Annotated in this window: 11 protein-coding genes; 8 read left to right on the top strand and 3 right to left on the bottom strand. The window is 44.7% G+C overall.

Annotation, left to right across the window (positions count from 1 at the left end; all coding sequences use genetic code 11):
• Nucleotides 1–33 precede the first annotated feature (33 nt).
• Nucleotides 34–1,971 (top strand): hypothetical protein, encoded by a 1,938-nt coding sequence (locus tag MHN33_RS00120; RefSeq protein WP_239393142.1) that lies wholly within the window; start codon nucleotides 34–36, stop codon nucleotides 1,969–1,971.
• Nucleotides 1,972–2,669: 698 nt separating this feature from the next.
• Here MHN33_RS00120 and MHN33_RS00115 read toward each other — a convergent pair.
• Nucleotides 2,670–3,200 (bottom strand): hypothetical protein, encoded by a 531-nt coding sequence (locus MHN33_RS00115; RefSeq protein WP_239393141.1) that lies wholly within the window; start codon nucleotides 3,198–3,200, stop codon nucleotides 2,670–2,672.
• Nucleotides 3,201–3,531: 331 nt separating this feature from the next.
• Nucleotides 3,532–4,602 carry a DUF3083 family protein gene (locus MHN33_RS00110; protein ID WP_239393140.1) on the bottom strand — a complete coding sequence of 357 codons (1,071 nt, stop codon included), beginning with the start codon at nucleotides 4,600–4,602 and terminating at the stop codon, nucleotides 3,532–3,534.
• Between the two features lie 253 nt (nucleotides 4,603–4,855).
• On the opposite strand from MHN33_RS00110, the gene glnS reads away from it, so the two are divergent.
• From glnS to MHN33_RS00095, 3 genes are all read left to right on the top strand, one after another.
• Entirely contained in the window at nucleotides 4,856–6,517 is a 1,662-nt protein-coding gene (gene glnS, locus MHN33_RS00105; RefSeq protein ID WP_239393139.1) for a glutamine--tRNA ligase, read from the top strand.
• A gap of 107 nt (nucleotides 6,518–6,624) precedes the next feature.
• Nucleotides 6,625–8,445 carry a serine/threonine protein kinase gene (locus tag MHN33_RS00100; RefSeq protein WP_239393138.1) on the top strand — a complete coding sequence of 607 codons (1,821 nt, stop codon included), beginning with the start codon at nucleotides 6,625–6,627 and terminating at the stop codon, nucleotides 8,443–8,445.
• A gap of 92 nt (nucleotides 8,446–8,537) precedes the next feature.
• Nucleotides 8,538–8,834, top strand: coding sequence for a hypothetical protein (locus MHN33_RS00095; RefSeq protein WP_010381464.1), 297 nt, complete (start codon nucleotides 8,538–8,540; stop codon nucleotides 8,832–8,834).
• An 839-nt stretch (nucleotides 8,835–9,673) separates the two neighbouring features.
• Here MHN33_RS00095 and MHN33_RS00090 read toward each other — a convergent pair.
• A complete protein-coding gene (locus tag MHN33_RS00090; RefSeq protein WP_239393137.1) occupies nucleotides 9,674–9,964 on the bottom strand; it encodes a phage integrase N-terminal SAM-like domain-containing protein in 291 nt (96 codons plus the stop codon).
• 345 nt (nucleotides 9,965–10,309) lie between these two features.
• Between MHN33_RS00090 and MHN33_RS00085 the strand changes: the two genes are divergently transcribed.
• The 4 genes from MHN33_RS00085 (at nucleotide 10,310) to MHN33_RS00070 (ending at nucleotide 14,348) form a co-directional block, all read left to right on the top strand.
• Nucleotides 10,310–10,660 carry a lactoylglutathione lyase gene (locus MHN33_RS00085; protein WP_239393136.1) on the top strand — a complete coding sequence of 117 codons (351 nt, stop codon included), beginning with the start codon at nucleotides 10,310–10,312 and terminating at the stop codon, nucleotides 10,658–10,660.
• 109 nt (nucleotides 10,661–10,769) lie between these two features.
• Complete coding sequence (locus tag MHN33_RS00080) at nucleotides 10,770–11,036, top strand: hypothetical protein (protein WP_239393135.1); 267 nt, start codon at nucleotides 10,770–10,772, stop codon at nucleotides 11,034–11,036.
• 821 nt (nucleotides 11,037–11,857) lie between these two features.
• The gene (locus MHN33_RS00075; protein WP_239393134.1) at nucleotides 11,858–12,940 is read left to right on the top strand and encodes an alpha/beta hydrolase; all 1,083 of its coding nucleotides are present in this window, start codon (nucleotides 11,858–11,860) and stop codon (nucleotides 12,938–12,940) included.
• Between the two features lie 214 nt (nucleotides 12,941–13,154).
• Entirely contained in the window at nucleotides 13,155–14,348 is a 1,194-nt protein-coding gene (locus tag MHN33_RS00070; protein WP_239393133.1) for a serine hydrolase, read from the top strand.
• Nucleotides 14,349–14,562 lie beyond the last annotated feature (214 nt).

Raw genomic sequence — 14,562 nt, 5'->3', positions numbered from 1 at the left:
TCATGTCGCTATTTTTTGTTTATAGGAAGTTGTATGAGATTTTTATTGGGGTCTTTAGTGATTGCCCTGCTCGCTGGTTGCGGTGGCGGGTCATCTGAACCAACGGGTAATGTCACGCCGGGCACTCAGGGTGGCCAAAGTTCAGCTCATAATACTGCCCCGACCCTGAAGAATGACGAGGGGACATGGGTCATTTCTGCCAATATGCAGAGCACCAAGCGCTTTGAATTAAGCGATAAAGAAGGGGATCCTGTTAGTGTTTCATCAGAAAACCTACCCCAATGGCTGAAGTTGGATCAAACCGGCACTACATTGTCTTTAGTTGCCGAGCCAGATCTCTTTGATGTAGATACCCATAGCATAGATTTTGTACTGTCTGACTCCAAAGATACGTCAGCACAGACTATCGTTATTCAGATAACAGCTGATCCTGAATCTCATCCTTCAGAGACCATCACTTTGTCCGACGACGTTGTAAAGGGTACCTGGTCTAACCAATCTGGAGACGTGCTATTTCATTTTGCGGATGATAACAAAGGACTGGGGCTTTATAAGAACCAGGGTTTCGCATTTGACTGGAAAAATCCGGATGATATTGAGCTCACTACACGAGAGGCCGAATGTATCGCGCATTGTAGTCGTCCTCAGTTTTTACCTATTGAAGTTGTCGCACAACAAGACGATAAAATAGCGGTAAAAATACATGCCAGTGAGCAGGACTACGAGTTGGTTGTGTTAACAAAAGGGGATGTAAAATCACTCGAATACAACTACTACATTGAACAACGTTTATCTGATGATGTATACGTCAGTAAGCTGTCCACAAGTACCAGCGTGCCTAGCCTGATTGGCGGAGTCCTGACTGTTGACTATGAAGACTATAAACAGCAAGTGCCGTTTCATTATGCCCCGTACTATGATGGTGATAACTATCAAATTTTGAGCGGCGGACCGGAGAGAAACCTCTTTGGTCGTTCATTAGAAAAAGAATTTCTGAATACCAGCACGCAAACATTCAAAAAACTGAGTTTTGACCCTAATATTCTCAGCGCAAAAATTGTAGCTGCGAAGGGCGACTTTGTGGCTCTGGAGTTTGTTTATCGTTTTGAAATTGTGCCAACAGTTGATTCAGGCTTAGTACCAGAAGCTGAATGGAGCAATTACGAAGGGCTTAGCGATGTCATGGTACCCAGGCACAGCTATAAAATATACCGAGGCCTGGAGATGATGGACATTCCAGAGTTCTCTGCGGGCAGGCAAACCCTGGGACTCTCGCCGGTTCTTAGTGGAGAGCTGCCGACGGGAGGAACATTCAACGCTGTGAACACAATGCTCGAATTCACCTCTGCTACAGCGGGGGTTTATAAAGCAACAGATGGTGTAACGGGAGAGCAACACCGTTTGGATGTATCATTGAGCAGAACACGAGATACGCTGAGCTATACATTTGAGAAATACACGCAGACGGTTAGATATGGACAGTTTTTCAACAACCAATCTGCTTATATAAGAGAGCGTGGCGGGGATTCGCCTTTTATCCTGGCAAGTATAGCAACGCTGCCAAGTCTGGTTGAGCCAACGCAGGCAGATTACATGCGGACTTTTTACATCGATACTATGGATTTGAATAACAAAGGCCGACACTTGGTACTTGAGCCGCAGTCTGATGGTCGGGCGATTATATACACTGGCGGTATTTTCGGGCCTAATGGCCGTTGGCAGATGGAAGACGACAACAGTATGAGCTTTATTTTGCCGTGTAATGAAGAGACCTATGCAGAGTGCCTGAGTGCCCAGACCGAGAAGAATGTACTGAATTTTAAGTTGCTACATAAGCAAAGGGAAGGGTATTGGTTTATGCGTGAGTATACCCATTACAGCCAGGATGACAATCAGCAATGGAATAGTCGTATTACACATAACATGCAGTTCTTACGTGTATGTGATGTTTGCTACTACTCCAGCAATTAAACTGATGTCAAAAAGACACCTACTGGCTAATGCCGTTCACTTATGGTGAGCGGCATTGTTTTTTCTGGGATATCGACTTGGCCTTTTCTTAACCGTTCGTGGAAAACTCCTTTGCCGTCTGGGTTCTAGGAGCTGGCTTTCAGTTATTCCGCAGAAGTTCTTAAGTTGCCTTGGAATTGCGCCTGGGGTGGAATATGGCAATCCAACGAGTAGCCTCATAATATGGGCAAGTGCACTGTTAAAACTCAACTAATAAGGCCGTAATCGCCTTTTAATGTCATACATTGAACCATCTGGTAGCGAATTAAATGGTCGGTCAGTAATATCCCCCCATAACTATTGCTTTACCACTCTGGTAACCGACGACGTAGCGTTCAGCACCTGTTGTTTGCCATTGATGCAGTAACCCACGTGAATAAAAGCCTCGGTCGAATAAGGTCAAACTATTATTGGGTGTCGTTTCAATGAGCTGCCTTATCAGTGAGAGACTAGGCTTTTTCGATAAGCTCTAAAGGTAATAACTCCGCTAGAGAATCGACTTGGTGAGGTTTGAAGTTATTAATAGCATCAAGTGCTTGAGAAGCGAGTATAAAAAACCGATGACCTGTGATCATCGGATTCTGATCTTTCTGTGCATAATGTCAATTGCTTAACTGAGCGGCATTAAACCAGTGGAGCCTTTTTTAAATACAAACTTTTTATTTTGCAAAATATGCGTCTGCATAGGGTTTTCTGATATTGGCAATGAGTCTGTCTAAGGCCATCAGGTTCAGTTCGTTCGGCTTTGAGTGTTTATGTCTGGCAAGTAAATTGCGGTTGCGCAGCAGTTGCTGATTGTCTCCCTCAAGAAATGCGACTGTCGCCTGGACATACTCTTTCCAGAGGAACGCCGGTTGGCTCGGGGGAGCCTTTGCAACAATCTCCTGGCCGAGGCTGATTGCCTGGAGGGTGTTTCCTGCCATGGCATGCATCTGGAGCAGGTGCCACTGTAGTGCGCTATTCTCGTTGTTGGCTTGTTCAATATACTGTTCGATAAGCGTCGCCGCTTGCTTATAGCATTTTTCGGCTGCCAGTTTTCGCCAACCCCTGTTTGCAGTTTGATCAAATGTAGTCAGATCTGTGTCAAGCTGCTTAACCTGAATTGATAGCGATTGTTCGCAATATGCGTGAGTAAAACAAGGTAGACTGAGCGCTAGCCAAGTTATGGTCGCTTTTTTAAAATTTTTCATAATGTTATCTTCCTGGAAAAATACTGCTTATAGTCTTGCAGTAATGAGAACCCCCACTAAGAGCGATGCACACGCTACAGGGGAAATCCATTAAATTAAATCTATGTCTTCTGAGTCGCGCTATACCTTTGAGTGTTCTGATATTCTGTAGACTGCTTGTAAAGACACTCAGTGATACAACGCGGTGATTTTGTTGTCAATATCTGGCAGGTCTGCAATCAATTATTTAGAAATAGATAGCGAGCCGGGGTCTCGAATAAATAGTTACTCGCGTTTTGCAGGGACTGTATTGAATGTGAGTGCAGCGGGGACAGACCCCCGCTCAAGCGACTCAATCCTGATAACTGATATGCTGGAAGAAGCGCACAATAACGTCTTGCTTCTCTGGATTAATTGGTAGCTTACCGGTTAAACGGCGGATCATGGTTTCGGCGTTGTTCATAAACTTACCATAGCCCACGTCTTTTTTGTCTTTGTCACTGGCAACCATGACAAAATGCATAGTGTCGCACAGGTGCTCACCGTCCCAGATAGAACGTACCTGGCCATCCGGTGCGGATGTATCAAAGCTGAGTTTTTGTAACTCACGATTAGCGTCTGACTTATCAATCTGACTGCTTCGAACCAAAGGCTGACGGCCATCTGCAACAAAGCCGACGTGGGTCAGTTGCAGTTGATCGCACAAGGTTAAAAAGCTGTCTTCAATACTGCGATAAAACTGGGTGTAATCGCCCGGGCGCATCTGACTTTGATACTCGGTCTTGACAGCGCGGGTAATTGGGATAGAGAAAGATACATAGCTCATCTCCGAGTGCTGCTCCGGCAGAGTACAGTTTCGCGCCTGGTAACGCGGGTACAAGCTGCGCAGTTTATAACCGTAGCTTTCTCTGTGGCCTTTTACTTTAGCGAAAATGTCATAGGTCAGATGCTGATGGTCGCGTACTTTATACGACAAACCTTCTTTCTCATATTGCTCTTTTAAGTCGTCCAGTGCTTTTTTCACTTTACTGTGAAAACTGGCGGCATTGGCGCGCAGCTCATCACCAGTAGCCAGGAACAATAAGCGAATTTTACGGGCTTTATGATCCGCCTCATAATGTATCTTATGGCCTTCATGATACTTTGGATTGTAAAAAAACAGGATCTGCTTATCCGTTTGCAGGCTGTGTGCCTCGTCGTGGTAGCGCACGATGGGCAGCTTGTCGTTAGCAATAACGTGAACGTTAAATAATTCGTGTTCATCGCAAATGGCAAATAGTTTTCGGGCCAGGCGCTGGTAGCAACTTTCCACGTCATCGAAACACTCAAAGAATGCGTCGCTGGGTTTGAACTCAGCCAGAATATAATGGTTGTTGCGTGCGTTGGTTGGAATATAGACGCGGTGAAGATTCATTGATGCCATAGGTTTTTCCTTGCGATACCTCTGTTGTTGACGCCTATGATAGAGGGAGCGTGTGACGAATATATTGCGCTAGAACAAAATTTGTCATAAAAATGACGCGCCTTTTTGCTCTTCATTTGGCTGTTTTATGCCCAGGTTTGCGTAATTGCGTGGTAAATCTGTTTTCGCCTTAGTTTTACGCTGTTCGTTGCGCGAACTTTTTGTAATAATGCCTCAGTTAACTGGTACTAAATTTTCAGAGGAATGAGTTCCTATGGCGGAAGCAGAAAATCGCCCAACAAATTTTATAACAAACATCATTGATGCGGACTTGGCCAGCGGTAAGCATGGCGGTACGCACACGCGCTTTCCACCAGAGCCGAATGGTTACTTACATATAGGCCATGCTAAGTCTATCTGTCTGAACTTTGGCATCGCTCGCGACTACCAGGGCCTGTGTAATCTGCGCTTTGACGATACGAACCCGGAAAAAGAAGATCTGGATTACGTTAACTCAATCAAAGAAGACGTGCAGTGGCTGGGCTTTAACTGGGATGGCGAGATCTGCTATTCGTCTAACTACTTTGACAAGCTATACGAGTATGCGGTTGAACTGATCAATAAAGGCCTTGCCTATGTGTGTTTCCTGTCGCCAGAGCAGGCGCGTGAATACCGTGGCACTTTAACTGAGCCGGGTAAAAACAGCCCGCATCGCGACACTTCACCAGAAGAAAACCTGGCGTTGTTCGAAAAAATGAAGAACGGCGAGTTCAAAGAAGGCGAGTGTGTACTGCGTGCAAAGATAGACATGGCCAGCTCATTTATGGTGCTGCGCGACCCTATCATCTACCGTATTCGTTTTGCTCACCATCACCAGACCGGTGACAAGTGGTGCATTTACCCAATGTACGACTTTACCCACTGTATTTCGGATGCACTGGAAGGGATCACCCATTCACTGTGCACGCTGGAGTTCCAGGACAACCGTCGTTTGTACGACTGGGTACTGGACAACATCAGCCTTGAGTGTCACCCACAGCAGATCGAATTCTCTCGCCTGAACCTGGAATACACCGTCATGTCAAAGCGTAAGCTGAATGACCTGGTGGTGAATGGTCAGGTAGAAGGCTGGGATGATCCGCGTATGCCAACCATTGCTGGTCTGCGTCGTCGTGGTTACACCCCTGCGTCTATCCGTGAATTCTGTAAGCGCATTGGTATTACCAAGCAAGACAACATGGTTGAAATGGGCATGCTGGAAGCCTGTATTCGTGACGACCTAAACGAAAACGCACCGCGTGCAATGGCTGTGCTTGATCCGGTTAAAATCGTGATTGAAAACTATGACGCCGAGCAGGTTGAAATGCTTGACGCACCTAACCACCCAACGCTGGATATGGGCTCACGTCAGCTGCCGTTCACTCGCGAAATCTACATCGAGCGCGATGACTTCCGTGTTGAAGCCAACAAGAAGTTCAAGCGATTGGTACTGGGCAAAGAAGTACGTTTGCGTAATGCCTATGTGATTAAAGCCGAGCGCGTTGAAGAAGACGATGCGGGTAACATCACTACGATTTACTGTACTTACGACGCCGATACTTTAGGTAAAAACCCGGCTGATGGCCGTAAAGTGAAAGGCGTTATCCACTGGGTATCTGCCAGTCACTGTATCGAGGCAGAAGTGCGCCAGTACGACCGTCTGTTCAATGTGCCAAACCCGGCTGCGGCAGAAGACTTTGCTACTACGCTGAACCCAGACTCTCTGGAGATCATCGCCAATGCTAAGCTAGAGCCGTCTCTGGCTGATGCTGCGCCTGAGCAGGGCTTCCAGTTTGAGCGTTTGGGCTACTATTGTCGTGATAACAAGCGCGATACACTGACCTTCAACCAGACGGTTGGTTTGCGTGACTCCTGGGCGAAAATCGAAAACGCCTAACGCGTACAATATATAAAAAGGTCGGCTTATGTCGGCCTTTTTTAATTACCATACCCGATCTTCATAATTGACAATAGTTAACTGAGTACCCGTAAACGGACAGGCACATGACAGAAAAGTCGATCCATAACTTTTATATCAACGAACAGCAGTCGGTATATTTGCTCTCCCATAAAGACGCAAAAAAACACCGCCAGTGGCTCAATATCTGTCAGAAACAGCTGACATTACTGGGTTACCATGATGTGGAAGTGATAGGCTCAGGTGCGTTTGGTTTTGTGTTTGCCGGGGTTGACGGGCAGGGCAAAGAATGGGTATTTAAATTCTCCCGTATTACCCTGGCGCAGAGTGTACGCGACCGCCTGGAAGACGAAGCGTATATGCTGTCGCAGATTAAAAACCCCATGGTCCCCGAGTTTTACGCCTTTGAGCGGGCAAAAAAGCAGGGGATCCTGATGATGGCGCGCGCCAAAGGTCAGGATCTGGAGCAATGGTCACTTAAACGCGGTCGTTTTAAGCCCCATGAGCTGGTGCACCTGGCCAATAAACTCAGAAACGTGCTGGTTGATTTGCGCAACCGTAAGAATGGTATGTCGCCACAGCCTGTGGTGCATGGCGATATTAAGCCGTCTAATATTGTCTGGGATGAGCCAACGGACAGCTTTTCGCTGGTTGACTGGGGCAGCTCAGTCTATGCGCAGCTGGATGCCCATGGCGAGCCTGTTGCCAGTAATATCATGGATCTAATGTCGTCGGATATCAGCAGTACCAATGCCCGGATGGGCGATGTGTACTTTATTGGCGATGAGCAGATGTCGGGCGCGCGCTCCTCGCCACGCTTTGACGAGCAGGGCGTGGCATCCACCATTTACGCGCTGGCCAGTGCCCAGTCCTGCCGTTTTGGTGCCGCTGTGATCCCTGCAACCAGCTTAGGCTTGCCACAAGCATTTGCCAGAATGATAGATGCAATGCTGAGCAAAGATAAAACCACCCGGGATCAGGCCGGCGACTACTTTATGCGCAATATGCCGGCCATGGCGCGTATGTACTTGCCCGAGCTAAAAACACCGCCGCGTAAAGCGAAAATTCCCTTCTGGTTTAACGAAACCGATGAAGAGCCAGATACCGTGGTCTACAGCTCGCGCAAGCAGTTTTTACGCCGCGCCGATCATAATCAGCAACTGCTGGACGTAAACGACGCCCAGCTTGATCGCTACTATAAAGAGTTCTTGTTCGACACCGGCGACAGTGAAAAAGCGTTTCTGGCATCCATCAGCCGGCTGGCAAAATATCCGGTGGTGGGTGGCCTGAGTTTTCACTGGAAAGACGCCTCTTTGTTTGTGGAGTCCAGCCTGGTACTGCACGATGAATCTTTGCAAAGTGCTTTTACGGATGCCGTAAACGCCACCGTGATGCTGGCGCAGGGGATAGAACAAAAGGGCTTGTTTAAATGTTGCCTGTTTGATGCCAGGCAGACCATACAACTTCAGCGTGACGGCACGGGTGCATTTATTTTTGACCATGTGCCCGAGCTGCAATACACGGTATCGGACATTGGCACCAGTGAAATTGCGCGCCCCCATTCTTACTTTGAAGATGGTAAAGACCCCGACGAGCAACTGCAATTACCACGACAGATAGTGCAGTGCGTGTTTGAGCTTAACCAGATCCACCATACCGGTTGTATCATTTTTGAGTCGCTCAACGACCGCCTTAAAATACACCATTACTACTGCCTGCTTGATGCCAGCAAAGAGCGGGAGTTCAAAATTCTGCTGACCCGGATTATGCAATACGCCATGAGTATTCAGGATTTTGGTGTCGCAGGCTTTATGAAACTGCCATATAAAAACACCCGCGAATTTACTTTATGCGCCCGCCAGCCAGACCATTTTTATCCTAAAGACCCAAAGGCTGCGCAGGGCTGAATTAAGCTATCTACGACTAAGATATAACAAAACACACGTTGCACATCCGCCCGTCCTCCGCCAAGATAAAAAGCCTACAACCGGAGGGAAACATGGATCAGGAAACACGCCGAGAGCTGCTCAAACTAAGCTGGAGCATGCATGACGAAGTAGAGCAGGCCATTTTAAAAGACAGCGCCAAACAGGGTGATGACAACTGGACTGAAAAGCAAAAGCTGTTGCTGGCAGATATGTCGCTACACCTGCTGCAAACCGCACTCAAACCCAATGGCCTCAGCCAGGAAAAGCTCAAAAACAACCTCAATGCTATTCTTACGCTCAGCGACGACTTTATCGACGAAGTCGATTTGCGCAAAACCGCCGATGCACTCTATGGGTTGGATAAGTGAACGCGCTTAGAGCTTTCGCTTAACGCTTAATTAGATTTCTTACTCCTGTATATTCCTTGTCATCCCAAACGCGTGCGAGCCGGGATCAACTTGAACACCACACAGTAGTTCCTCGATAAAGATAAACCTGACAAACAGCTCGTCATCCTGGAAGTATGCGAGCCGGGATTTACTTGAACACCACACAGTTGTGCCTCGTTACAGACAAACCTGACAAGCAACTCCGTCATCCCGGACGTGTGCGAGCCGGGACCTACTTGAACACCACACAGTTGTGCCTTATTACAGACAAACCTGATAATCAACTCCGTCATCCCGGACGCTTGCGAGCCGGGATCTACTTGAGCACCGCACAGTTGTGCCTCGTTGCAGACAAACCAGACAAGCAACTCCGTCATCCCGGGCGCGTGCGAGCCGGGATCTACTTGAACACCACACAGTTGTGCCTCGTTACAGGCAAACCTAACAAACAACTCCCTCATCCCGGACGCGTGTGAGCCGGGATCTACTGAAACGCCACACAGTGGTGCTTCGTTACAGAGAAGCCTGACAAACAGCTCCGTCATCCCGGACGCTTGCGAGCCGGGATCCGCTTGAACACTACGCAGCTGTGCCTTGTTACAGACAAAGCAGTAGGCAACTCCGTCATCCCGGACGTGTGCAAGCCGGGGTCTACCCGAATACTACTCAGCTGTGCCTTGTTACAGACAAACCTGAAAATCAACTCCGTCATCCCGGACAAGTGCGAGCCGGGATCTACCTGAATACCACACCGCTGTGCTTCGTTACAGACAAAGCAGTAGGCAACTCCGTCATCCCGGCCGCTTGCGAGCCGAGATCTACTGAAACACCACACAGTTGTGCTTCGTTTCTGGCAACGCAGAAGGCAACTCCGTCAACACGGACAGCAATAGCGCTTGATTTTGCGTTGCTGCGCTCACCGCCCGGTTAACGGCCAAGTGGTTGAGGAAACGTTCTATTTCCCTGTTGCCCATATTATCAGGATGCTTTTTGTCATTGAATAATATGTAGCCTTTGATCCAGTACAGATAGCTTCTCTCTGTTTTCAGACTGTAGTGCCTGGTTCTGAGCTCAACGCGTACAGACTCCAAAAAAGGTGAATAAGACATCTTTACTCCGAATGCTGTTTATTTATACAGGTATAAGTGAATGCGGCCAATTATCAAGTCAAATTTCTCGTTTTCTCCGCGCTTGAAGGTCTCGATTAAGTGAAACACCAATTTAAGTTCTTTATATTCATAATGTTAGTAGTTTTACATAACGAGACTTCAAGTATCGCTATGAACAAGGCTCGGTTTCAACAAAGCCATTTTGGCTTGAGCAATGAGAGCAACGGTGGTAGGTTATTGTTCTTATTATGAATAAATTAGTTTGGCTGTGGGTCTTTACGGTTTTAGGAACTGGGTTTAACCGGCATTCACGCTAATAAGCTGTTAGTTGCCAAGGAGAAAGTCGTGCAAGTAGACGATATCAGGGTGTTTATTCCGAGCAAGGATTACGAAACTAGTAAATCTTTTTATCAAGCTCTTGGTTTTAAAATGGACTATGTATCTGATGACCTCTCGCTATTTGAAAATGGTGATTGTTTCTTCTTTTTACAAAGGTTTTATAACCACGACTTAGCAAATAATTTAGTTCTCCAATTGTCAGTTCTTGATATAAATGAAGCACATGAACGTATAAAATGCTTGCAGGGCTTTGATTTTAAATATAATCCAATTCAAGAAGAACGTTGGGGTAAAGTAATTTTTCTATGGGGGCCATCAGGTGAACTTTGGCAAATAACAGAGTTTACTGGCAACTAACAAGTTACTCAAAAGGACGCAAAACGCTTGGCTTGTGCTCCTTCGTCGCTAATTTTAGCCAAGCATTTATGCGCCCATTAGTAAGGCGTTATATGCCAAAGGAAGTTTCGTGACTTTGCTGGAAGCTCTTGAGCAGGTTGAAAAACTAAATTCAGATGCAACAATCTGGATCGATTGTTCACAGGAATGGTCAGCAGACTCTTTTGTTGCTATTGCCGAGGAAAGGGTAGAGGGTGGTGCGCCAGATGATGTTCCATCAACATATGAATACTTTCTTGAGGTATTTTTGGTATCTGAGTTAATTCATGACTTAAATTTAGAAAGTTGTGAGCAAGTAATTGAGTATATTATAAGCTATGCCGAAAATGATGCCTAAGAGAGTCTTTATTAATAAATTACTTGATAGAATGTTAATACCTTTTGTTGGATTGCTTTTGCTAATTTTGTTTAGTGGGTTGGTTATATCTGACAAACTACATTATGCACTAGTTGCTGGTGGTGTATTCGTATTGTTGAGTGCGGAGAATATTTTTAATTTTATAAATCGAGCAAAAATACGAGGTGTTGAAATTTTAGCAGGTACATTGATCCAAAGGTGTGTATCTTTATTGCTACCAATGTTCATATTACTAAGTTTGTATAGTGTAATCGGCATATAACAAGTCAATTATTGAGACTCCTTAAATTTGTCATTTTAATTGCAAGCAGTGCAATAAAGCTACCAAACTACGTCACACAATATTGAAGCGTTATATACAAATGTAGTTAGGAGTAGAGTTGAGTAAAGAGCCATTTATACCTATGAATTACCCTAAATCAAAGGTTGTATTTATCCTTTGCATTTTATCTGGTATTGCTATTGGGCTACTAGGTTTTGTTTTAAAGCAACTCCTGCCAAACTATCTCTATTTTTTACTTGTGCTTGTACTATGGGGCTTAATCTTAACTAGTTTTGTATGTTTCTTTATAAACTTGTATGGTTCCATAACAGGTAAGTATAAGTCCCTAAAGAAAAAATCTTGGAAAGAGCAGGTTTGGTAATTGTATATAACAAGCACCTCAAAAGGACGTAAAACGCTTGGCTTGTACTCCTTCGTCGCAACTTTAGCCAAGCATTCATGCGCCCATTAGTAAGGCGTTATAAGCCTAGAAGGTGACTTATTGTTCATTTGAACATAAACCTAAAAAGGAAATTCTATGAGAATGTTTGTTCTATTACTGTTCACTGTTGTGTCATTTTTTTCGTACTCAGCGAATGAAAATAACTGCACTAAGCAAAGCAATATAACCGCGAACAACTCATTTCAAGACGAGTTATTCGTTACTATAAATGGTATTGAACAATGGATAGCAATTAGAGCAAAAAATTGTAAGAATCCTATATTGTTAATAGTTCATGGTGGACCGGGCTCTACTTCAAGCTACTATACTAATGAACATTTTGAAGAGTTAGAAAAAAGCTTCATTGTTGTTCACTGGGATCAAAGAGGTTCAGGAAAAACCTTTGCTAGAGACATATCAACCACGCCATTTGATGATTATTTAATGCAAACCCCTCTCACAATAGCGCAATTGATTGATGATGGTATTGCGGTCTCAAAATACCTGCTTCAGCGATTTGATAAGAGAAAGCTGATTCTTCGAGGAGGCTCTTGGGGAGCCTATTTATCAATGAACATGATACATACCAGCCCTGAGCTATTTTACGCGTATGTTGGACACTCTCAATTGGTAGATGCAAACGAGAAACTAACCTTTGGTTATGAAAAATCAATTGAATTGGCTGAAAAATTTGAAGACGAAGAAGTACTAAAACTATTGAAGGATTTGTCACCTCCACCCTATGATCACCCAAGAAAATATGGGCAACTATTTCGCATTATTAAAGGGTTTGAGAAAGGCAGCCAATCAACCAAAAAAAGTAGAGTTTTAGAGGGATATAATTCAGAGGAAGAACGTAAATTTCGGTTTTTAGGCGACGACTACTCTTGGATGCATTTCGTTGGTTTTAAGCGGTTGGGTATTAAGGGCATGCAGAGATCTGTTAACCTAGATAAATTGGGTTTTAAGTTCCGAGTTCCTATTTTTATTTTTCAGGGAGAAAAAGACCTAACAACACCTCAACATCTAACGGCTAATTATCTCGAACAGGTTGAAGCGCCAATTAAGGAGTATTTTCTCATACCTGATGCAGGGCACGAACCGAGCGACAAGATGCTAGATGCAGAGTTAGCTTTATTTATTGACAGAGTTAAGCACTTAGCCAAACCGGATAACTAGAGAGTACTTTGCCTGCTATATCTTTACTGGCTTATAACAAGCTGTTTAATCGGGACAAAATTCAGTTGGCTTTTTGCTCCTTCGTCGCTAATTTTAGCCAAGTTTTTTACGCCCATTAGTAAGGCGTTATGTAGAATCATCGAAGATAGAGGATGAATAAATACTGTCCTTACATTTTCCTTGAGTAGAAAGTTTTAACGGTAAGGAAACAGCATTGAAGATAAATTTTAAAACAAAAAGTTTAATCACATTTGCACTATTAACTAGCTTTAGTAGCTTTGCTGAACAAAGCGATAAGAAAGCGCCGGTGATTGAACAATTCAGCGCCCAAGACTCATCTTATGCACTCGAAAAAACTATTCCAGACCTTAAAAAGGCCTTTATCAACTCAACGCCAGAGAACCAAAAGGATGGAATTCCAGTTGGCGAGTTAGGTGTTGATGGGGGAGACAGAAATTTGATTTTTAATTTGGCTCAGGAGATCGCCAATAATAAACATGACCTCTATGACAGCTTGCTCATCGCTCATCAAGGTAAACTCATTTTTGAATCTTATTACTCACGCGGCCGTATCGATCTTCCTCATTTCCAAATGTCAGCGACCAAATCTTATACGGCATTGGCCATTGGCCGAGCGATACAGCGAGGCTACCTAACAATGGCCGATTTAGACAGACCCATCGTCAGCTTTCTAAAAGAGCTAAATCCGGAAAAGTTTGTCAAGGGAGCGGAAGATATAACCCTCCACGAAGCGATGAGTATGCGCTCTGGTCTTAACATTAACTGGAATAAAATTAATGAGCTGGAAAAATTCCCTGAGAAATTAAAGGGTCAGGCTCTTGTACAGGCTTACCTCGAAAATAGTGCGCCAGTTTCAGAAAAACCGAAAGCTTTCAGATATCAAAACATCGATGCGGATTTGGTGATGCAAGTTCTTGATGCTGTCGTGCCAGGTGATGCGACAAGTTTCATTAAGAATGAACTTCTCGACAAAATGGGCATATCGATTTACCGCTGGGATAATGACATCAGTGGTCTGCCAACCGGAGCCTATGGGACCAGTATGACTTCACGCGATATGATCAAGTGGGGGACTTTAGTCATGAATAAAGGTGAGTGGCAAGGCAGGCAATTACTGCCAGCAGCCTTTATTGCCAAAGCGACGAGTGAAATAATTAACTCTGACATCCACAATACTTCCTATGGCTATTTTTGGTGGCATACTGATATGAAAGTAGGAAATAAAAATTATCTTTCTAAATCTGCTCGCGGTGGTGGCGGGCAATATATCATGGTATTTGAAGAACTTGATTTACTGGTGGTGGTCACCTCACATAATAAACTCGGTTCAGATGACAATACCCTAATGCTAGTTCAGAAGCGGTTGCTACCTGCATTTGTAAAATAAAATTGGTTCGACTGAATTGAACTCAGACACGCAGAGAAGGTTACGATTGCCAACTACGCCGGTGATCAATACGGTATCTGCGTATAGGTATTCTCTGGGAAGGATTACTCTTTGAGGTTTTTCGCGATGACACTGTGAAAGCAAGAGGGGTAACTCTATAAAAAAATAATTTTGATTTAGAGTAGATGGAACAAGCTATTACTCTTTTTTAAAG

The organism is Pseudoalteromonas sp. OOF1S-7, from assembly GCF_022347765.1.
Lineage (GTDB): Bacteria > Pseudomonadota > Gammaproteobacteria > Enterobacterales > Alteromonadaceae > Pseudoalteromonas.
This window is presented reverse-complemented; position numbering and strand designations above follow the sequence as displayed.

Bases quoted from the DNA above. Each gene is read 5' to 3' on its own strand.
- MHN33_RS00090 (WP_239393137.1), bottom strand. From the start codon at position 9,964: ATGTCTTATTCACCTTTTTTGGAGTCTGTACGCGTTGAGCTCAGAACC.
- MHN33_RS00095 (WP_010381464.1), top strand. From the start codon at position 8,538: ATGGATCAGGAAACACGCCGAGAGCTGCTCAAACTAAGCTGGAGCATG.
- MHN33_RS00075 (WP_239393134.1), top strand. From the start codon at position 11,858: ATGAGAATGTTTGTTCTATTACTGTTCACTGTTGTGTCATTTTTTTCG.
- MHN33_RS00100 (WP_239393138.1), top strand. From the start codon at position 6,625: ATGACAGAAAAGTCGATCCATAACTTTTATATCAACGAACAGCAGTCG.
- MHN33_RS00110 (WP_239393140.1), bottom strand. From the start codon at position 4,602: ATGGCATCAATGAATCTTCACCGCGTCTATATTCCAACCAACGCACGC.
- glnS (WP_239393139.1), top strand. From the start codon at position 4,856: ATGGCGGAAGCAGAAAATCGCCCAACAAATTTTATAACAAACATCATT.
- MHN33_RS00120 (WP_239393142.1), top strand. From the start codon at position 34: ATGAGATTTTTATTGGGGTCTTTAGTGATTGCCCTGCTCGCTGGTTGC.
- MHN33_RS00115 (WP_239393141.1), bottom strand. From the start codon at position 3,200: ATGAAAAATTTTAAAAAAGCGACCATAACTTGGCTAGCGCTCAGTCTA.